This is a genomic window from Mucilaginibacter ginsenosidivorans, from assembly GCF_007971025.1.
Classification (GTDB): Bacteria; Bacteroidota; Bacteroidia; order Sphingobacteriales; family Sphingobacteriaceae; genus Mucilaginibacter; species Mucilaginibacter ginsenosidivorans.
In genome coordinates, this window is record NZ_CP042436.1 from 4,286,821 (window position 1) to 4,307,352 (window position 20,532).

General features: G+C 45.8%; 19 protein-coding genes and 1 tRNA gene. 6 read left to right on the forward strand and 14 right to left on the reverse strand.

Features of this window, described 5'->3' with window-relative positions:
- Position 1 precedes the first annotated feature (1 nt).
- Positions 2 to 208 (forward strand): hypothetical protein, encoded by a 207-nt coding sequence (locus tag FRZ54_RS19595; RefSeq protein ID WP_147033509.1) that lies wholly within the window; start codon positions 2 to 4, stop codon positions 206 to 208.
- 331 nt (positions 209 to 539) lie between these two features.
- Here FRZ54_RS19595 and FRZ54_RS19605 read toward each other — a convergent pair whose 3' ends face one another.
- The 8 genes from FRZ54_RS19605 to FRZ54_RS19640 form a co-directional block, all read right to left on the reverse strand.
- On the reverse strand, positions 540 to 1,307 hold the full coding sequence (locus tag FRZ54_RS19605) for a hypothetical protein (protein WP_147033510.1): 768 nt from the start codon (positions 1,305 to 1,307) through the stop codon (positions 540 to 542).
- 7 nt (positions 1,308 to 1,314) lie between these two features.
- Entirely contained in the window at positions 1,315 to 3,615 is a 2,301-nt protein-coding gene (locus FRZ54_RS19610) for a family 20 glycosylhydrolase (protein WP_147033511.1), read from the reverse strand.
- Positions 3,616 to 3,737: 122 nt separating this feature from the next.
- The gene (locus tag FRZ54_RS19615; RefSeq protein WP_147033512.1) at positions 3,738 to 3,851 is read right to left on the reverse strand and encodes a 30S ribosomal protein THX; all 114 of its coding nucleotides are present in this window, start codon (positions 3,849 to 3,851) and stop codon (positions 3,738 to 3,740) included.
- Positions 3,852 to 3,899: 48 nt separating this feature from the next.
- Positions 3,900 to 4,856 carry a thioredoxin-disulfide reductase gene (gene trxB / locus FRZ54_RS19620; RefSeq protein WP_147033513.1) on the reverse strand — a complete coding sequence of 319 codons (957 nt, stop codon included), beginning with the start codon at positions 4,854 to 4,856 and terminating at the stop codon, positions 3,900 to 3,902.
- Positions 4,857 to 4,949: 93 nt separating this feature from the next.
- Positions 4,950 to 6,134, reverse strand: a complete 1,185-nt coding sequence (locus tag FRZ54_RS19625) for a dipeptidase (protein ID WP_147033514.1) — start codon at positions 6,132 to 6,134, stop codon at positions 4,950 to 4,952.
- A 23-nt stretch (positions 6,135 to 6,157) separates the two neighbouring features.
- Positions 6,158 to 6,376, reverse strand: a complete 219-nt coding sequence (locus FRZ54_RS19630; protein WP_147033515.1) for a hypothetical protein — start codon at positions 6,374 to 6,376, stop codon at positions 6,158 to 6,160.
- A 158-nt stretch (positions 6,377 to 6,534) separates the two neighbouring features.
- Positions 6,535 to 8,163, reverse strand: a complete 1,629-nt coding sequence (locus FRZ54_RS19635) for an acyl-CoA carboxylase subunit beta (protein ID WP_147033516.1) — start codon at positions 8,161 to 8,163, stop codon at positions 6,535 to 6,537.
- 107 nt (positions 8,164 to 8,270) lie between these two features.
- Complete coding sequence (locus FRZ54_RS19640; RefSeq protein ID WP_147033517.1) at positions 8,271 to 8,735, reverse strand: DUF1801 domain-containing protein; 465 nt, start codon at positions 8,733 to 8,735, stop codon at positions 8,271 to 8,273.
- A gap of 70 nt (positions 8,736 to 8,805) precedes the next feature.
- Between FRZ54_RS19640 and FRZ54_RS19645 the strand changes: the two genes are divergently transcribed.
- Complete coding sequence (locus FRZ54_RS19645; protein WP_147033518.1) at positions 8,806 to 9,159, forward strand: DUF488 domain-containing protein; 354 nt, start codon at positions 8,806 to 8,808, stop codon at positions 9,157 to 9,159.
- Between the two features lie 98 nt (positions 9,160 to 9,257).
- A complete protein-coding gene (locus FRZ54_RS19650; protein ID WP_187359679.1) occupies positions 9,258 to 11,432 on the forward strand; it encodes a tetratricopeptide repeat-containing sensor histidine kinase in 2,175 nt (724 codons plus the stop codon).
- Between the two features lie 26 nt (positions 11,433 to 11,458).
- On the opposite strand, the gene FRZ54_RS19655 is transcribed toward FRZ54_RS19650, so the two are convergent.
- Both FRZ54_RS19655 and FRZ54_RS19660 read right to left on the reverse strand, forming a co-directional pair.
- Positions 11,459 to 11,531, reverse strand: a tRNA-Thr gene (locus tag FRZ54_RS19655).
- Positions 11,532 to 11,602: 71 nt separating this feature from the next.
- The gene (locus FRZ54_RS19660) at positions 11,603 to 13,684 is read right to left on the reverse strand and encodes an ATP-binding protein (RefSeq protein ID WP_147033520.1); all 2,082 of its coding nucleotides are present in this window, start codon (positions 13,682 to 13,684) and stop codon (positions 11,603 to 11,605) included.
- Between the two features lie 113 nt (positions 13,685 to 13,797).
- Here FRZ54_RS19660 and FRZ54_RS19665 point away from each other — a divergent pair, with 113 nt between their 5' ends.
- Both FRZ54_RS19665 and FRZ54_RS19670 read left to right on the forward strand, forming a co-directional pair.
- On the forward strand, positions 13,798 to 14,118 hold the full coding sequence (locus tag FRZ54_RS19665; protein WP_147033521.1) for a cupin domain-containing protein: 321 nt from the start codon (positions 13,798 to 13,800) through the stop codon (positions 14,116 to 14,118).
- Positions 14,119 to 14,199: 81 nt separating this feature from the next.
- The gene (locus FRZ54_RS19670; protein ID WP_147033522.1) at positions 14,200 to 14,760 is read left to right on the forward strand and encodes a hypothetical protein; all 561 of its coding nucleotides are present in this window, start codon (positions 14,200 to 14,202) and stop codon (positions 14,758 to 14,760) included.
- A 6-nt stretch (positions 14,761 to 14,766) separates the two neighbouring features.
- Here the strand turns inward: FRZ54_RS19670 and FRZ54_RS19675 are convergent, their stop codons facing one another.
- From FRZ54_RS19675 to FRZ54_RS19690, 4 genes are all read right to left on the reverse strand, one after another.
- A complete protein-coding gene (locus tag FRZ54_RS19675; RefSeq protein WP_147033523.1) occupies positions 14,767 to 15,351 on the reverse strand; it encodes an LOG family protein in 585 nt (194 codons plus the stop codon).
- Positions 15,352 to 15,433: 82 nt separating this feature from the next.
- On the reverse strand, positions 15,434 to 16,903 hold the full coding sequence (gene guaB, locus FRZ54_RS19680; RefSeq protein ID WP_147033524.1) for an IMP dehydrogenase: 1,470 nt from the start codon (positions 16,901 to 16,903) through the stop codon (positions 15,434 to 15,436).
- 147 nt (positions 16,904 to 17,050) lie between these two features.
- Positions 17,051 to 18,331, reverse strand: coding sequence for a M16 family metallopeptidase (locus tag FRZ54_RS19685; protein WP_317131594.1), 1,281 nt, complete (start codon positions 18,329 to 18,331; stop codon positions 17,051 to 17,053).
- A gap of 45 nt (positions 18,332 to 18,376) precedes the next feature.
- Positions 18,377 to 19,618 (reverse strand): M16 family metallopeptidase, encoded by a 1,242-nt coding sequence (locus FRZ54_RS19690; protein WP_147033525.1) that lies wholly within the window; start codon positions 19,616 to 19,618, stop codon positions 18,377 to 18,379.
- A gap of 271 nt (positions 19,619 to 19,889) precedes the next feature.
- Between FRZ54_RS19690 and FRZ54_RS19695 the strand changes: the two genes are divergently transcribed.
- Complete coding sequence (locus FRZ54_RS19695) at positions 19,890 to 20,447, forward strand: hypothetical protein (protein ID WP_147033526.1); 558 nt, start codon at positions 19,890 to 19,892, stop codon at positions 20,445 to 20,447.
- The last annotated feature ends 85 nt before the right edge of the window (positions 20,448 to 20,532 follow it).

Genomic DNA, 20,532 nt, shown 5'->3' on the forward strand with positions numbered 1-20,532 from the left:
TATGAAAGTACTATTGGACATAAAAGATAATAAGGCAGAATTTGTGATGGAACTACTTGAAAGCCTTTCCTTCGTAAAAGCAGAAACCATTAGTGCACCAAAAGCTCGTTTTTTAAAGGAATTTAAGGAAGCGGTGGATGAAGTAAATATGGCTAAGCAAGGAAAAGTAAAACTTAAAACTGCAGATCAGCTGTTAAATGAACTATAATATTGAAGTTACCGCTCTATTTGAAAAGCAACTAAAACGCCTTATCAAAAAAATTTCCTTCGTTAAAAAAAGAGTACATTCAACTTATCACGGGGCTTCAGGAAAATCCACAACAAGGCACGTCCTTAGGAAATAACTGTTACAAAATAAGACTTGCAATCGCCTCCAAGGGAAAGGGCAAGTCTGGCGGGGCAAGAGTAATAACGCACATTCAGATCGTTCAAACAAGAATTTTTCTGCTTTCTGTTTAGGACAAATCCGAGCAAAGCGACATATCAGATAAAGATTTGCAAGAATGGGTTAAAATGCTCGGTAACCCTTAAGTCATCCGTTACGAACGGTGCTTCTTTTTCTTCTTACCTGACTTTTCAGTAGTTTTCTTCTTCGACGATTTTTTCTCTGTTTTGGAAGAATTATTTTTCTTTAGATCTGAGTTGGTTTTTGTAGCAGCCGGAGTTGTGTTATTGGATTTATTATCTGTCGAATCCTTACTTAACTGTTTAACTGTAAAGTCGTTGTTTCGCAAGCCGTATTCGAGAACGCGTTTTGCACCGGTGGTTTTCGCGTCCTTACCCGGACCGTCGTAGATCGGGAACTCGCGGATGAATTTACCTTCCTTGATGTAAAAGTTATCGCTGCCTTTGTAGCCCTTTCTTTGTGACTTGGTGAGTTTGGGAAAATCGAGTTTATTGGCTTTACTGTTGCTAAACTCAAACGCATAGATATTTGCGTAATTTGTTGTATCGGTGCCCCTGGCCTGTATCAGTATCTCGGGATTACCGTCAAGGTCCATATCGGAGTTATAAACATCGACAATAGTGCCGTCGATATCGCCGGTAGTAGTTGTAAACTTTTTACCCGATGAGTCGGAATGCAATATCAGGAACGAACCGGTCGTTGCAGATCCCCTGCCCCAGGTCAATATGTCGTAATCCTGCCCGGGCGAAACTTCGATGAGTTTATGATAACGAAAGGGTGCCACATAATCCGGTTTTTTTGCAGGCACAATAGGAGCCGCTGCTTTTTGTTCTTCGTTTGTGCAGCCTGCGGCTATCAGTAAAGACCCTGTTAACAGAAATAAGTAGAACCTGGCAGTCATATTTTAGTTAGTTAAACATCGATTCAGGCGACAATTCGCCTTTGGGCTTACCCAGAATGGTCATGTATACCTTTAACGCCCTTACCGCACCTATGTCAAAATATTTCAAAGTAAACTTATGATAGCCCTTTTGTAGTGCTACCGCACCGCCCTGTTCCATTAAAGGGTGCTTGCCATCATTATTTACTACGGGCTGATCGTCGATGGTCAATACCGAACCGTCATCCGATTTAATAGAGAACAGATAAACGCCATCCGTATCTATACGCAAATATCCATTATATATTACGCCGAAGGATGGTTTATTCTTTCTAAGCTCGGCCAGGTTAAAACTTTTAACCACCCCACTGTCTATAATTGCGGCGTCTTTAAAATCGCCGGTATTATCAAATGTGCCCTGCAGCAATTGATACTTTAAACCCTGCGTATTGCCCTGGTAAGCCACCGGCGCCAGCGCCGGGCGATTATACATTACCGAGTGGGTAACACGGCTGCGTTTGCCCGATGGAGTAATTACAATGGTTTCCAGGTCGCGGTACTGGTCGGACGGGACGTTATAGGTCATCGGCATACGGTACTCGATGTCTGTTTCGCGCGGCGTATACCCGTCTATCGTGTAATAAACTTTAGCTCCGGCAACCGAAGGTTTTAACTGGACATTCATCTGCGAGCCGAATGTGATAGTATCGCAAGCCCCAATTGCTTCGGGTACACGGTAATCATAATCATTCCTGTCAAGCCAAGCCAAATGCGAAGGAAGGCGTACTTCTGAAAAATCCTTAAAGTTTTTATTTACCAAAGGTGTCCATGCTACTTCAGCTAAGGCAAGCGCCCTTGGGAAGTACATATATTCTGCTTTTGCTTCCGTTGGAATATATTCTGTCCACAGGTTAGCCTGTACACCCTCGATATATTTTTGCTGATCGGGTGTCAAAGCGGCAGGTGTAGGGTTGTAGCTATAGGTTTTGCTCAATGGTGTAAAACCGCCAATACCAACCGGTTCGCCTGTTTTTGCCTGTGCATGGTCAAGGTACAAACCACCGCTTCCCGGGGTCATGATCACATTATGATTTTGTTTTGCTGCCGCGATACCGCCCGCCTCGCCACGCCAGCTCATGACGGTGGCATTCGGCGATAATCCGCCTTCCAATATCTCATCCCAGCCTATGATACTGCGACCTTTGGAATTAACAAATTTTTCCATCCGCTGTATGAAATAGCTTTGCAGTTCTTCCTCATTTTTCAGCTTCAATTTTTTCATGAGTTTCTGACAGAATGCCGAGTTTTTCCAGGCATCTTTCGGAACCTCGTCCCCGCCTATATGAATGTATTTACTCGGGAACAGGTCCATCACCTCCGTCAATACGTCCTGCAAAAAATCAAACGTTTTGTCCGAAGGGCAATAAACATCCTTCACCACGCCCCAGGTTTCGTATGTTTTATAGGTTTTTGACGGATCGCAGCTTAATTCCGGATACGCGGCCAATGCGGCCATACAGTGGCCGGGCATCTCAATTTCCGGAACGATATTGATGTATCTGTCGGCTGCGTATTTTACAACGTCGCGTATCTGGTCCTGCGTATAGTAACCGCCATAAGGCGTATTATCAAATTGCTGAGGCGTGCGGTCGTGATAGTTGCCGATAACCGTTTGTGCACGCTGGCTGCCTATTTCTGTAAGTCTTGGGTATTTTTTGATCTCGATGCGCCAGCCCTGGTCGTCGGTCAAATGCCAGTGAAAATTGTTCAGCTTATAATAAGCCATTACATCGATCATCTTTTTAACAAATTCAACCGAAAAGAAATGACGACAAACATCCAGCATCAAACCGCGATAACCGAACCGCGGGTAATCCTCGATTGTAGCACAAGGTATTTTTATGGAGGCCGTCCTGTCGGCAGGTATCAATTGTAATACGGTTTGAATGCCGTAAAATAAGCCCGATCCCTTGCCTGCTATGATTATTTGTTGTGGGGTGATAGTCAGGCGGTAGCCTTGTTCCGGTAGGTTCTCAGTACCTTTTGCGGTCAGCACTATACTATTGCCTGCGCTGCCGGCGTCGCCTATTTTAAGCTGTGTACGCAGGTTGAGCCTGTTTTGCAAATATTCGGTAAAGAAACTTACCGCTTTGGTGTTGCTGTCGGCGTACAATACCGTTTCCTGGCTCAACACAAATTGTCCGTCGGCTTTCTTGACTGAAACAGGTGCAGGAATGATCCCCATATTAGGGTCAGTATCTTGCCCTTCGGCTGTAGTAGAATTGAATGTGAGAGCGGTTAGGAGCAGGAAAACAATAGTTTTATACATAGCGGGCTACCAATTTTTTAATTAAGGTGGTGAAGTTAACGGATTTTGAAAAAATAGTGTTTCACATATTGTAAAAAAAGCGAAACAAAAAAGCCACCCGTGCAATACGAATGGCTTGTCGCTTATTTCTTTTCAGGCTTTGCCTCGTCCTGTTTTTTTATTTTGTGCGGTCGGCTTTTGCCGAATGAGCCCATTGCAATTTTGCCTTTTCTTGATTTCTTATCGCCTTTTCCCATAGTTTACTGTTTTTTATAAAATTACAAACTATAAGTGCTAAAACCTAATTATGCGGGAATAACATGCTCCTTCGCTGCCAGGTAACGTTCGGCGTCGATCGCGGCCATGCAGCCTGTACCGGCTGCTGTTACTGCCTGGCGGTAAACATGGTCCTGGGCATCGCCGCAGGCAAAAACACCTTCGATATTAGTTTTGCTGGAACCTGGCTGAGTGATGATATAGCCGTTCTCGTCCATATCTATCCAGCCTTTAAAAATTTCGGTATTGGGATGATGCCCGATGGCTACAAAGAAACCGGTTACATCCAATACTTTTTCCTCATTGGTTTTATTGTTGACCGTCTTCACGCCTGTTACCACCTGGCCATCGCCCATGATCTCTTTAGCTTCGGTATTATAGATCACTTCGATATTATGTGTATGCATTACGCGGTGCATCATGGCTTTTGAAGCGCGGAATTCATCGCGGCGAACCAGCATATATACTTTTTTACACAATTTGGCCAAATAGGTGGCCTCTTCGGCTGCGGTGTCGCCGGCGCCAACAATGGCTACGTCGTGACCGCGGAAAAAGAAACCGTCGCACACGGCACATGCCGAAACGCCAAAACCATTATATTTTTGTTCAGATTCCAAACCCAGCCATTTTGCAGATGCACCCGTTGAAATTATCACAGTATCTGCTAAAATGGTTTTTGTATCATCTATCACTACCTTATGTGGTGTGCTTGAAAAATCAACCGAGCTTACATAACCGAAACGGATATCGGTCCCCAGCCGTGCGGCCTGTTTTTCGAAATTCTCCATCATCGCCGGACCCATTATTCCATCAGGATAACCGGGATAATTTTCCACTTCGGTAGTTTGAGTAAGCTGGCCGCCAGCAAGCAGGCCGGTATATAAAACAGGCTTTAGATCGGCGCGGGAGGCATAGATAGCCGCTGTATATCCCGCAGGACCAGAACCTATGATCAGGCATTTTACGTGTTCGTTCTCTTGTGACATCAGAATTTAAAAATGAGTCACAAATTTACGAAAAAAGCGCATTTTATTAGTCAGGCAGCAGTAAAGTTCTGCACAGCCAACAGGTTGTAAACACTATTTGCCCGTGTTTGCTTTCAATACCCTGATAAAGTTCCCCCCTAATATTTTGTCGATATCAGCTTCACTATAATGCAACTTCAGCAGTTCTTCAGTTATCTTCGGATAGTCAGATACATCGTCCATTCCTAACGGGTAGGATTCAGCACCGTCGAAATCGGAGCCTATACCCACGTGATCGACCCCGATCAGTTTCACGATATAGTCGATGTGTTTGATCAGCTGGCTTAACGGCGGACGTATCAGGTCCGACTCGGATTTGTGGATAACATTCAGCCTGATCTTGGCCAGGTCGGCATCGTGATAAACTTTTTCCAGCGAGTCGAGCTCGGCATGATGAGCACGCAGAAATCGGGTCTCTTTACCCATATAGCTGCTGTCCAAAAATCCGCTATAGAAATTGAGAAACAACACACCGCCATTTTTAGCAAGTGCCTTTAGCTGGGCATCCTTCATATTGCGCTGATTTGGGCAAAGCGCATAAGCGCAGCTATGCGACGCGATGACCGGCTTGCTTGTCGTAGCGATAACGTCATAAAAGGTCTGTTCACCCACGTGTGATACATCAACCATTACGCCCAATTCGTTCAGGTGCCTGACGATCTGCTTGCCGTAATCGCTCAAACCTACATGGCCCGCGCGTTTCAGCGAATCGAGGTGGTGTGTCTCATCTGCCGCCGAAGTGGCCCAGGACGTGCTGTTATTCCACGTAAGCGTAAGGTACCGCATACCACGTTTAGCAAGAGCATCGATATAATCCATCCGGTCCTCAACCATGTGGCCGCCCTCGACACCTATCATAGCAGTGAATTCGCCCTTAGCAACGGCCGATTCTAATTCTGCGGCATTGCGCACCATCACCATTTTACCGGGATTGCGTTTGATGAGCGCATAAAGGGAATCGATCTCGCGGTTTGCAAATTTGAAGGCCCTGCCTTTTCCGTATTCGCCGCCGCACCAGATCGAGAACATCTGCACATCCAGCCCGCCTTCTTTGGCCCGTACCAGGTCGAGGTTACCGATAGCCTGGCGCTTGGAAAGATCGGCTTTGGTGATCAGTTCGTTGGAAAGCGCATCGTTGTGGGTGTCAACCAGGATGGCTTTTTGATGGATCTGTTTGGCATTTTGGGCGTTTGCAGTCAGTGTTAGCAGCAGGGGCAGTAGCAGTGGCAGTTTTTTCATAAGCGGAAAGATAGTAATTTATTTTAACCGTGGTTACGGCCCGATTCGTAAATGAAGAGGCCTAAGGCAAAGATCAGCAGGCACACACCAGCAATTACCAGGATGATACATACCATAGCGCCTTCGGCTTTTTTGCCTGACCGGATCAAACGCATACGTTCGCGCTGGCGGGTGATGCCAATGATGATAAAAAGTAGCCCTCCTATTGCCGCGATCAATTCACGGTAGATGTGGTGATGCATACGGGGTATTTGACAGGATGAAATTACGTATTTTATTTATCCGAATTACAGGCAGGGGATTAAATTGATCTGCGCCTCACCCCAACCCCTCTCCAGGGGAGAGGGGCTTTTTAGCCACGTTTCCCCAATCACAAATCACCAGTCAACTAATCACTAACCTACGTCTGTATAATGCCTACATTAAACTGCTTTTCTATCGGCGCATGGTTTGCCGCTTCCATACCCATCGAGATCACTTTCCGGGTTTCGAGCGGGTCGATGATACCGTCTACCCAAAGCCGGGCAGCTGCATAATAAGGCGTGGTTTGTGAATTGTAACGGTCGGTTATTTTCTTTAACAGTTCCTCTTCCTTTTCGGCGCTTATTTCCTCGCCTTTTACTTTCATGGCCGATTCCTGTATCTGCAATAAGGTCTTTGCCGCTTGCGAGCCGCCCATTACCGCTATTTTGGCCGATGGCCAGGCGTATATCAGGCGTGGGTCGTAGGCCTTGCCGCACATGGCGTAATTACCTGCACCATAAGAGTTACCGATAACAATAGTAAATTTAGGCACCACAGAATTAGAAACGGCATTCACCATTTTGGCGCCGTCCTTAATGATGCCACCTTGCTCGGACCTGCTGCCGACCATAAAACCGGTAACGTCCTGCAGGAAAACGAGCGGGATTTTTTTTTGATTACAATTCATGATAAAACGGGTGGCCTTATCCGCCGAATCGGAATAGATTACGCCACCGAACTGCATTTCGCCTTTCTTTGATTTCAATACCTTGCGTTGGTTAGCTACGATGCCTACAGCCCAGCCATCGACACGGCCTAAACCACAAATGATAGATTGACCATAACCGGTTTTATATTCTTCAAATTCGGAATTATCCAGTAAACGCAATACCACTTCCCGCATATCATATGGCTTGTCGCGCGCATCGGGTAAAATGCCGTAAATTTCTTTCTCATCCAGTTTTGGCGCGGAGGGTTTGATACGATCAAAGCCCGCTTCGGTGAAATGCCCCGTCATGCTCATAATATTACGGATAGAATCGAGACAGGCCTTATCGTTGGGCTGCTTATAATCTGTTACACCCGATATTTCGCAATGCGTGGTAGCACCGCCGAGCGTTTCATTGTCTACGTCCTCACCAATAGCCGATTTGACGAGGTATGATCCCGCGAGGAAAACTGAACCGGTACCCTCCACGATCATGGCTTCGTCGCTCATGATAGGCAGATAGGCCCCGCCCGCCACGCATGAACCCATTATAGCGGCTATCTGGATAATACCCATGCTGCTCATGATAGCATTATTGCGAAAAATGCGGCCAAAGTGTTCCTTATCCGGGAATATCTCGTCCTGCATGGGCAGGTAAACACCGGCCGAATCGACCAGGTAAATAATAGGTAGTTTATTTTCGATGGATATCTCCTGCGCCCTCAAATTCTTTTTAGCCGTGATGGGAAACCAGGCGCCAGCCTTTACCGTCGCATCATTAGCTACAACAACACATTGCCGCCCCGAAACGTAACCGATGCCGCAAACTACCCCGCCGGAAGGGCAGCCGCCATGTTCGGTGTACATACCATCGGCTACAAAAGCGCCTATCTCCAGCCAGGGTCTATCATTATCTATCAAATATGCCACCCGTTCGCGGGCCAGCATTTTGCCTTTTTCCTTTTGTTTGGCTGCTGCTTTCTCCCCGCCGCCTTCGTGTACTTTTTTCAGGCGCGTATTCAGCTCAAAAACAAGCTGCTTATTTATATCTTCATTTTTATTGAATTCGAGGTCCATTCGGTTAGTGATTAGTTAACTGGCGATCAGTTAACTGGTGTAATGATATGCTAAATAACACTCTTTTTCTTTAGGAAACAACTAACCACTTATTAACCAATTACCGGTTACTTAAATCCCGGCCTTCTTTTTACAGGTGAGATAGATTTGACTATGGTTTGGCCGCTAATGGGGTTTTTCTGAGGTTTCATTCGTGCTATTGAATTCCGGTAGGCAGCATCCAGCAATTGTATCATATATTCCGCCGGGAAACCATCCTTCTCCCTTACCTGTAAATAGCGGTATTGATTGCCATTGCCGATCAAAACCTTTTGCGGATCGGGAAAGTCCACGCCCCGGTTGAATCCAAAATTCACATGATCACTTGCAACCGCAATGCTGCAAAACACATCGCCAGCCTTATCCGTAGGCGACCAGCCGAAAGCCACGGCGTTGTAGTTATCATAGATGAGCTCGTTAGTTTGGGGGTACAGATCCCACACAAATTCGCGCAGCCATAACGCCGCTGCCTTTACCTTATCAGGATAAGGCAGCAGAAACTTCACCAGGTCGTTCACTTCTTCTTTTGGCACCGGCTTTTCAGGATAAGATCGGCACAATTAAGATCGTTTGTTGTAAATTTAACAAATTGATCTGCTCAATATGGCAAATGTCAACATAAAAAGGATCTATGATCCGTACTCAAAAGCCGATGGTTACCGGATATTGATAGATCGCCTGTGGCCGCGCGGAATAAAAAAAGAAAATGCACATATCGATAAATGGCTGAAAGAGGTGGCGCCATCAACTGAATTAAGGAAACAATTTAACCATCAGCCCGAAAAATGGGGGCATTTTATTCCGGCTTATCTTTCAGAATTAAACAGCTCAAGCGCAGTTAAGGAACTGTTATCAGACATTAATAGTTACCATACGGTAACTTTACTATTTGCCGCCGGCGACACGGAGCATAACCACGCTTTGGTATTGCAACAATTTGTTAATCAGCATTTATAATTTACCCCTTTGATATTCCTGCAGGTTATATTATTAAATATTCGGTGAACCTAACCGGCACAACCATCGTATAAAAGCGTTGGAAATTGATGGCTGTATTGAAAACCTACCTACTTTTATTATTACTGTGTATAGGCGCAGATGTTTTCGCCGTTGGCGGACCGGTTAAAGACACAGCTGCTGTTAATAAACTTAACAAACTGGCCGCTGCGCGGTTCTCCTCCGACCCGGATACTACGTTTTACTATGCTAGCCAGGCAATAAACATAGCCAGGAAAATAAACTATGAAACCGGCGTTGCCGATGGGCTGGTGCAGGCTGGGCATGTGGATTACGTGAGGGGTAAATCAGAGGCGGCTGTCAAATGTTTCGACGAAGCTATTGCCATCTACAAAAAGATCAGGGACAATTCGGGTTTGGCGGCGTGCTACCTGCAATATGGGCGCATGTACAATATCCTGGCCGATTATTCGCAGGCCCTTAAATATCTTAATATGGCGCTGGCCATTAATAAGCAGGCAAACGATGAGTACGCCTTAACTGATAGCTACAAGAATATCGGCATCATTTATTTTAGCCAGGGGAAATTGTCTGAGGCGCTGGACTATTATTACAAAGGGCTTTTTATAGCAGTAAAGAATCATTATCGAGAGTTTTCCGCCGATCTGTATAACGACATAGGCGTAATATTACAGAATATGGAAGTGTACCCCAATGCACTTGAATATTATAAAAAATCGCTTGCCATATACGAAGGGACCAATCATTTGCAGGTGCTGGGGATATTGAATGAGAATATCGGCGAGGTTTTAGTTGCCCAGCATAATTATGAAAAAGCTATCGTTTATCTGAATAAAGCAAATAATATCGCTAAGAAACAAAGCGACCAGGACGGACTTAGTTCCGTGTACACCGATCTCGGTTTGTGTTATGCGTACAAAAAAGAATATCCAAAAGCGTTAAGCTACCTCGATACCTCGTTGCGCATAGCCGAGAAATATAAAATAGTGTATAACCAGGCCTATGCCATCATTGGGTTTGCTACGGTATACAATATGCAAAAGGATTACCGGGCGGCCTATCCTTATTCAGTTAAAGGACAACAGATAGGCGCCAGGCTGGGCAACTTGTCCATTAGGGTAAACGCTGCTCTGGAACTTAATAAAACCCTGGCGGGTTTGGGTAGAATAAACGATGCATATAAGGCGCTGAACGAGTACCTTGATCTGAAAACTAAGCTAAAGGATAACGAAAGCATACAAAAACTTACTTCTTACAATTTCGAACTTAGCTTTGCAGTTAAACAGCGTTTGCTTGCCGAACAACAGCACGAAAAAGATCTGCTGTACAAACAAAATTCGCGCGCACAGCGGCTTACGATTATGATCTTCCTGGTTGTGATCATGGCGATGGTGGTTATTACAGGGATCTATTATAACGAAAAGCGTAAGCAGCAACGGGTAAGCGCGGTACTTGCACACAAGAACTCCGAAATATTACAACAAAAAGCCGACATGGATACCCAGGCGGCCAAGCTAAACGACCTGAATACCTTAAAGGACAGGTTGATAGCGATACTGGCGCATGATCTTCGGGCCCCGCTGAGCACATTGCGGGGACTATTCGGCCTGCTGCAGGATGATTCGATCTCGCACGAGGAAATGCTGAGCATGATACCCGATGTGTTAAAAAAACTGGATTACACCTCCGATTTTCTCGACACGCTGTTATTCTGGATCAATAGCCAGATGGAGAACTTTGACCGTGCCGCAAAATGCTTCCCCGTTAAAGAAATAGTAGCGCGCGAAACCGAGCATTATTATGAACAGGCCCAGGGCAAGGGAATAACACTTATTGACAGCGTTCCGCAGGAACTGAATGCCTGTGCCGATCCGGATTCGGTAAGGATAGTGGTGCGTAACCTGATCACCAATGCCATCAAATTCTCGCGTGATAAGGACGTGATCGAGGTCTCAGCAAAACGGGATGGCGAGAACATCCTGATCAGCATCAAAGATACCGGCGAGGGAATGACGGCCGAGCAATCTAAGAAACTTTTCAAGAGCAAAGTAAACAGTAAAACCGGCACGCACAATGAATCGGGCACGGGTATGGGGCTGTTATTTTGCAAGGATCTTATAGAAAAAAGCAACGGCACCATTTGGGTGACCAGTAAGCCGGGCAAGGGAAGTAATTTCTTTTTCACTTTGCCATCGGCAGACAAGGTAAATATGGCTGCTTCAGAGAATCCGGTGCAGGCTGTTGCAAGTTGATCAATAACTAAACACAAAGAAAAAAGAGCCGAAAACGGGATTCGAACCTGCGACCTATTCATTACGAATGAATTGCTCTACCAGCTGAGCTATTTCGGCTAATCGCGGCCCCAAAGATATATTAGTAAGGGCAAATAACAAATTTTGATGGCCTTACTTTTTAGTTAGCTTTAGCCACGCGCCTTTAAAGGTATAGTGAACCAAAAAGTGCTGCCCCTGCCTTCTTCGCTGTCAACGCCTATCTGGCCATCGTGTTTTTTGATGATCTCGGCGCTGATATACAAACCAAGACCCAGGCCCGAGAACTGCATCCCTGCGCTATCAACGCGGAAATAACGATCAAATAAATGCGGAACCTTGTCAGATGGTATACCGGGGCCCTGGTCGGTAACAGAAACTTTAGCCATCCCGTCCTTTTTTTCAACGCTTATCTTTATCTCTTTTGAAGAAGGCGCATATTTGATGGCATTATTTAGGAAATTGACCAATACCTGTTCTACCCTTTTTGCATCGGCAAATGCGTGCAGGCCGGTTTCGCCGGTAACCGTAACCTCGTACACATTTTCGATACGGATGTACTGGCAGGTATCGTTTACCAGTTCCATCAAATTGAACCGTGTTTTATGCAGGTGTATCTGCCCCTGGTTAAGCCTGCTTACATTTAACAGATCCTCCACCAGTACGTTCAGCCTGTCAAGACTTTTGTTGGCCTGGGTAATAAGTTTGGGTATGGTAAGCGTGGATGGCGTATCCTTCAGCCGGTCCAGCAGTTGCAGGGATGCCTTTAAACTCGTGATCGGTGTTTTTAATTCGTGGCTGGCAATAGAGATAAAATCATCTTTTTGCTGTTGCAGGTTTTTAAGCTCGTGAATATCAGTAGCGGTACCCACCCAAAGCTGCACCTCGCCACTCTCGTTCTTTACTGGCTGTAGCCTTGCCAGGTGCCAGCGGTACTCACCATCTTTGCGCCTTTTCCTGGTCTCAAATTCGCCGCTTTCGCCGCTTAGCAATATCTCTTTATACTTTTCAGCCGCAAAAGGCAAGTCGTCCGGGTGAATACCGGCACTCCAGCCCCACCCTTTACTGTCATCGTACGACATGCCTGTATACGTATACCAACGCTTATTAAAGAAATTTATCTCACCATCATTATTACTTACCCACGCTATCTGGGGCATGGTTTCCATCATGATGCGGAAGCGGCCCTCGCTTTCGGTAAGGGCCCTGGTACGGGCCTCTACCCTGTCTTCCAGGTCATCGTTCAATGCCTTCAGGCTGAGCTGCGATTGATAAAGCTCGTCCACAGTAGCGGACAGTTCTTCGTTAGATGCCCCTAATTTTTCGTTCAATTGGCGGATATCCTCTTGCGATTCATTAAGCTGCTCGTTGGCAGCATTCAACTCTTCATTGGTCGCCGCAAGATCCTCATTTGTGGCGTTGATCTCCTCGTTAGCAGCCGCAAGTTCTTCATTGGCGGCCGCAAGTTCCTCGTTGGTGGCATTGATCTCTTCATTAGCTGCAGCGAGCTCATCATTTGCCGAGGCCAGTTCTTCGTTCGTTGCCGTCAGTTCTTCGTTTAAAGCAGCTGTTTGCTGTTCCTGGTCCTTGAGTTCGTCAAACAGCCTGGCGCGCTCCTTTACCTCGTTAATAACCCTGAAATAGGAAAATACAGAAATGGCCACAGCGACCAGCGCAGCTATGAAAAGAAAAAATGGAGTATCATAGGTATACCTGTTAAGCACACTTAACCTGTTATTCAGCAGGTTCTTTTCTTCCAGTTCAGCATGATTCACGACATTTCTGAGTGAATCCATGGCCAGTTTCCCTGCAAGTAAGTCGCCGGGGTTTACCGTTGCGCCACTTTTCTTTTTATCGATCAGCTTTTGAAGGATATTGAGCCGGTAAAGCAGTATCTCCTTTATCCTGGCACCCCAAACCTGCTGATGAGCATTGTCCTTCGTTAATTTTAAAAACTCATTGGCATATTGAATTGCCTTATTACGCGATCCGTTATATGGCTCCAGGAATTCGGTATAACCGGTAAGCAGGTAACCCCGCTGCCCTGTTTCCGCATCCTTCATTGTTGAAACCGTGGCCTCCAGTTTCTGAATAACCTCGTCGCTGTGATCTACAAGCGCCGAGCTTTTTAGTAAATTCTCGATGCTGCCATAGGAGGCAATGGCGGAAACAACCAATATTGATATGGAGATGCCGAATCCGATCTGGAGATTTCGGGTTAGCCTTGTTCTCATTCGTTAGTTTGGTAGAAATTATGCAAGTTGTAAAAGTAAATTAAACAAGGTTTATTACAAAATCTCACTTGTTTTAAAATCCCGCAATAAAATTCTATTGACTAGATTTGGCTATGCAAATAAGTGTTAATGACGCGTTAAACCAATTAGGCAATGACAAAGTCGAACTGTTCAAAAAGGTGCTGGAGCATGGTACGATGTCGGTAGAGCTATACCGGCCATTAATTACCGACACTCAAAGTCCGCATACGCAGGATGAACTTTATGTGATTATAAAAGGCACCGGTGAATTTGTAAATGGAAACAAACGCACCGACTTTAACCCGGGTGATGTACTTTTTGTAGCTGCTGGAACAGAACACCGCTTTGAAAATTTCAGCAGTGATTTTTTGACCTGGGTAATATTTTACGGCCCTGATGGTGGGGAGAAATAAGAATATACCCTGGGTGGTGATAATTGTACAGTAATTTATTTTGACGGAAAATATTTAAATTAGACCTTAAAACTATTGACGATGAAAGCGTTATACCTTAGCACAACCTTGGTAATGCTGTTTTTTGCAACGGCGTTGAAGGCGCAAAAAAAGGCTGAACTGGATAACAATACCCGCATAACGGTAGTGCGAACTGAAAAAGTAACCGGCAAAACTAAAGAAGTACATTACGTGATGACGAACAGCAGTAATGTTTCGATGGATTTTTCACTCTACAAACAGCTTAACAACGGCAGCTGGGACATAACCCATCACATGGACCTAAAACCGGGCCAGGCTTACGAGGATGTAAGTGGGTTCACCGGTGTTAACGGCAAGTACGTTTTATTTTCAGCGCCGCATAGCGATTGGGCGTCTTTCCCTTCCTTTACGGATATCGACAAGGCCCTTGCAGCTAACCCTGGCGGATTGGTAACAGCAGCACCATCGACTACAAATACCGCAACCACAACGACCAATACGACTAGCACGCCTTCCCAAACATCTGCCCCTAAACAATCGCCGGCAACTACTTCTTCACCTTCCCCTGCTAATTCGCCATCCAACAATAATGACGCCCCGCCGGTACCACCACCCATGTAGATCATTTTAAGTCAGGTTCCTGTCGCGGAACCAAACTTCGTCCGGTTTGCCGTCAAAATCTTCCATCAGGCTGATCAATTCGACAGGATCGGCGGAAGTTATCACGAGCCTGCGGTTGGCAGGTTTCAGAAATTGCTGTTCTACCATTACATCCATTTGCTTCAGCAGGAAATCGTAAAAGCCGTTGATATTTAAAACGCCGATAGGTTTGCTGTGCAGGCCTAATTGCAGCCAGGTAAGCGCCTCAAAAAATTCTTCCAATGTTCCAAAACCACCGGGGAGCATAATGATGCCATCGCAAAGATCGTTCATCAATTGTTTACGCTGATGCATGGTCTCGACCACGTGCAATTGGGTCAAACCAGTATGACCGACTTCCTTATCCATCAAAAATTGGGGTATCACGCCAATGACTTTAGCGCCGCGCCGCAGCATGTTATCGGCCAAAAGGCCCATCATACCCACTTTACCACCACCAAAAACAAGGGACATGTTGCGGTCGGCCATCACTTCGGTTAAAAGTTCGGCTGCCTGTTTCAATGCCGGATCGCCATTAAGATTGGCACCGCAGAAAATGCAGATGGATTTCATGCTTAGTGATTAGTTAATTGGTGACTTGTGATTAATTAACCGGTCACTGATCACCAGTTAACTAATCTCTATTCACTGCGCGTTAACGCGTATAATTTGGTGCTTCCTTTGTTATCGTGATATCGTGCGGGTGCGACTCGCGGATACCGGCCGATGTGATGCGTACAAAACGCGCCTGTTGCAAAGCTGCGATATCGCCGGCGCCGCAATAGCCCATACTTGCTCTCAATCCGCCTACATACTGGTAAACCACTTCAGCAAGGGTACCCTTTAAGGGTACACGGCCTACGATGCCTTCGGGCACCAATTTTTTGATATCGTCCTCTACGTCCTGGAAATAGCGGTCTTTAGACCCCTGCTCCATCGCTTCGATGGAACCCATCCCGCGGTATGATTTAAAACGGCGGCCTTCATAAATGATGGTTTCGCCGGGTGATTCTTCGACACCTGCAAATAATGAGCCCGCCATTACCGAACTTGCGCCGGCCGCTATTGCCTTGGCAATATCACCTGTATGTTTGATGCCGCCGTCAGCAATTACCGGAACGCCCGTGCCCTGCAACGCTTTGGCGCATTCGTAAACCGCGTATAGCTGCGGCACCCCTACACCGGCGATGATACGCGTAGTACAAATGGAGCCGGGCCCAATACCTACTTTAACGGCGTCTGCTCCTGCCTGTGCTAAAGCAACGGCACCATCGGCAGTGGCTATATTACCTGCAATAACCTGAAGATCAGGATATTTTGCTTTTACTTCCTTCAGCATATTAATAACGCCTTTGGAATGCCCATGCGCTGTATCGATGGCAATAACGTCGACTCCAGCTTTTACAAGCGCTTCAACACGTTTCATCGTGTCGGCTGTAACGCCAACTGCAGCCCCAACCCGCAGGCGGCCATGTTCGTCTTTACAGGCAATGGGGAAGTTTTTAAATTTCTGGATATCCTTGTAGGTTATCAACCCAACCAGTTTACCTCCGCCATTCACCACCGGAAGCTTTTCTATTTTGTGGTTTTGCAATATTTCCTCGGCCTGCATCAGCGTTGTGCCCTCGGGCGCGGTAACCAGGTTACCCTTAGTCATCACCTCGCTTACCGATTTACTGGCGTCCTTTTGAAAGCGAAGATCGCGGTTGGTAATGATTCCCATTAATTGCTGATCACCATTAACAATAGGTATCCCTCCTATGCGGAACTCCTTCATAATTTTAAAGGCGTCGGCCACAATGGCGTCCGCATTTAGGGTTACAGGGTCCTGTATCATGCCGCTTTCCGAACGTTTTACCTTTCGCACCTCATCTGCCTGCTGTTGTATGGTCATGTTTTTGTGAAGCATGCCGAGGCCGCCGGCTTGTGCAAGGGCTATAGCCAGCGAAGCTTCGGTAACGGTATCCATAGCTGCCGAAACAAGCGGGATATTCAGCCTGATCTTTTTGGTTAAAAAAGAACGCGTGTCCACATCGCGGGGCAACACTTCAGAATAAGCCGGGAGTAATAAAACGTCGTCATAAGTTAAACCTTCGGCGACAAATTTGGAGGGATCTAATTGCATGGCAAATAATTATTTGGATTTATTATTTGCCGGACAAAGATAGCTTTTAATATGCAGATGTGCAAATGAGTGGATGTACAGATTTTAAGATTGCTTTTATTTGACTATCCAATCATCTGCACATCTGCGTATACGCACATTTGCACATCAATATTTCCCTACGATAACCCTGTAAAATTTATCAAGGTCGAGGTATTTATTAGCTAAGGCGATCATATCTTCCGGGGTCGCTTTTTTTACGGTTTCCGTATACCGGTCATAATAATCGTAACCAAGGCCCGAGAAATAAATGCTTTTGAACTTATCAACGTGCGAAAAAACATTTTCAAGGCTACCCAGCAGCGACCCCATCATATAGTTTCGCACCAGTGACAGTTCTTCTTCGGGTATCAGTTCGGTTTTGAGCACGCTGATCTCCTTTTCTATTTCGGCAACTGCGGCACGGCATACATCGGCGCCAACTTCGGATGCTATGAACATGGCCCCGCCTTTTTCGAGCGAACTCAAACCCGAGCCTATGCCATACGTGTAACCCTTGTCCTCGCGGATATTAGCCATCAGTCTTGAGCCAAAGTAGCCACCTAAAACCGTGTTAAGCACCTGCAAAGCCGGAAAATCGGGATGTGTGCGGTTTATCATCGGCAACCCCATTCGGATAGCTGACTGCAGCGCTTCGGGTTTTTCGATAAAGTAAAAATGCTCGCCAGCCGGTTGCATATCCGGGTTACCTGTGTCAGCAGCTACAGTATAGTTCGGCCATTCTGCTCCAAAAGCTGCGCTGACGAGTTGCAACGCTTCCGCATCGACCTTGCCGGCTACCAAAATGGTGCAGTTTGACGGCTGATACATTTTTTTGAAATGAGCCAGCATATCATCGCGATGCAGGGTTTTATAATCTTCAAAATTTGCTGCCAGTCCGTATATGGTGTCGCCGTATATCGCTTTATTGAAGGCACGACGCGCTAAAACATCGTTCTTTTGCAAACTCACCTGCAGTTTTTGTTGCTGGTTGCGGATAAAGGTTTCCAGCTCGCTTTCCGGGAAGACCGAATCACCTATAATTGCCTTGACCACGGGCAGCGTTTTCGCCAGGTGCCTGTTAAGTGTGTAAAGCACCACCTGCGAGTGGTCATACCCATAGTCAACCTGCAGGAAAGCCCCGTAAAAGTCGATACGATCGGCAATTTCTGAAGCGGACATTTCGGACGTTCCTTCGGTCAGCATGGTATTTACCGCAACGTTAAGCAGCGGTTTTGCCGGATCGAAACGCAGGTTTTGAAATATCCATTCGATGCGCACCAGTTCCTGGTCACCCGAGTTGAACGAAAATATATTACACCCGTTATCCAGTTTAATATGCTCCGGTTTGATCAGCGTTATGCTTTCAACCGGTTTCGATTCGGGAGCTATTGTTCTATTCAGTATCATTTGTTCGTTGGTTCATTAGTTCATTGCTCAATTCCCAATGGGCTGTTAATTTCTATCAGCGAGATAAACTAAGGTTGATGAATTGTCCTTCCTGAAAACCTGCCGGGCCTGTTGTTGTATGGCTTCGGCGGTTACAGCCAGGTATTTATCCGTTTCCTGGTTCAACATATCCGCATCACCGAAAAGTTCGAACTGGGCCAGGTTCATGGCTTTGTCCAGCAACGACATTTCGGAAAATACCATGGTCGATTCGGTCTTGTTCTTCACCTTGGTCAGTTCGTCATCCGGGATCTGTTCACTCTTTAATCTCTCCAGTTCATCCCAAATTGCTACCTCGGCCTTCTCTATGCTCACATTTTCAAGCGGTTTGCCTTCTACAACGAACATTCCACGGTCAAAACTGCCCATATTATAAGCATGGATCTCGCTGAATAGCTGCTTATCTTTTACCAGGCTACGGTACAGGCGTGACGAATTACCGCGTGAAAGGACATCGGATACCAGGTCCATTTCATAATAGCCATCCTCCAGGCGCGCCGGCATGTGAAAGGCAATATATAAATCATTCAACGGTACTTTGGCGGTCACGGTATCGCGGCGCTCTTCCTGCTGTGAGTGCTCCTGCGGCAGGTCGCGGTGATACTTTTCACCTGCAGGTATAGGGCCAAACCATTTTTCAGCAAGTTCTTTTGCTTTTTGAGTATCGATATTACCGCCCACTACCATGATGGCGTTTTGCGGGTTATAGTGCTTTTTGAAGAATGCTTTGACATCTTCTATCCGGGCATCTTCGATATGCTTTAGTTCTTTACCGATGGTGGCCCAGCGGTAGGGATGCGTTTTATAAACCAGCGGGCGCAATTTCAGCCAGACATCACCATAAGGCTGGTTAAGATAGCGCTGTTTAAACTCCTCTATCACCACATTGCGCTGTACTTCCAGGCTTTTCTCATTGAAAGCAAGGCTAAGCATACGGTCGCTTTCGAGCCAGAAGGCCGTCTCGATATTGACAGAGGGTAAAGTGATATAATAGTTGGTAATATCGTTAGTAGTAAAAGCGTTATTTTCGCCGCCCACACGTTGCAGGGGCTCGTCGTATTGGGGTATATTGACCGATCCGCCAAACATCAGGTGTTCAAACAAGTGTGCAAAACCTGTTTTATCCGGGTCCTCATCGCGGGCGCCAACATCGTATAATATATTCAGGACGGCCATTGGCGTTGTATGGTCCTCGTGGACCAGCACACGCAAGCCGTTGTCCAGTGTAAAACGGGTGAATTTAACCATGTATTAGTTTTTAGATCAAAACGGACAGCAAATGTAAATTTTTTAGTTGATTATGTTTATTGAGTGAGCAGTTGATTAGGTGACACATGTTGATACATTGTAAATATTTATAATGAGTTTAACTTATTCTACCCGTTCAACTAAACACTTAATTTCTAATTGAAAATTTATTGTGATTTTAATTATTAGTATTACATTTGGCGCAGTTATCAACACATGTTGAATAGTTCTCCACATTATTCCTAAATTATCACAGTAATTTTAAACCATTATGACGCAGTTGCAACTAATCCAGCACATTTCAGGTTTTGAAAACACCAGGTTTGGAAAATTACGCAGCAAATTAAAAGAAAAGAATTTCAGTCTGCACGAATTGGTAGATCTGACCTTTTATTCGGACAAAGACGTTGCCAATAAAGCCTCTAAAATACTGGAAGTTATTCTTTTCAGGTTCCCGGAGAGTTACATTGAGGATATTGCGTATTTAGTTGAACATGTAACGGAAGTTAAATGTGTTAGCTGTCGGAAACATTATGCCAAAGTGCTGAAACATCTCACCTCGCCCGAGGTGTCAAAAGAAATTCGTAATGCGGTAAAAGAGATCGATTTTGAACCGATCATAGAATTATGTTTTAGCTGGCTGCGCGACCCGGCCATGATAGTTAATGTACGTTCATCAGCCGCAGAAACGCTCTTCAACATGCGTCACCGTTATCCCTGGATAGCAGAAGCGCTGTCGAGAGATATGGAAGCGATGATGCCTGCCGCAAGCCCTATGCTGAAAGCAAAAGGAGGCTATATCCTTAGCTTTTTGCACTGCGAGGATTAAGCTTGCCAAACCATTCAACTGACGGCTTCAATTATCCGTTTTAATTTAGTTTCACTTCCCGATTGTCTTTAACCCGCATCGTTCC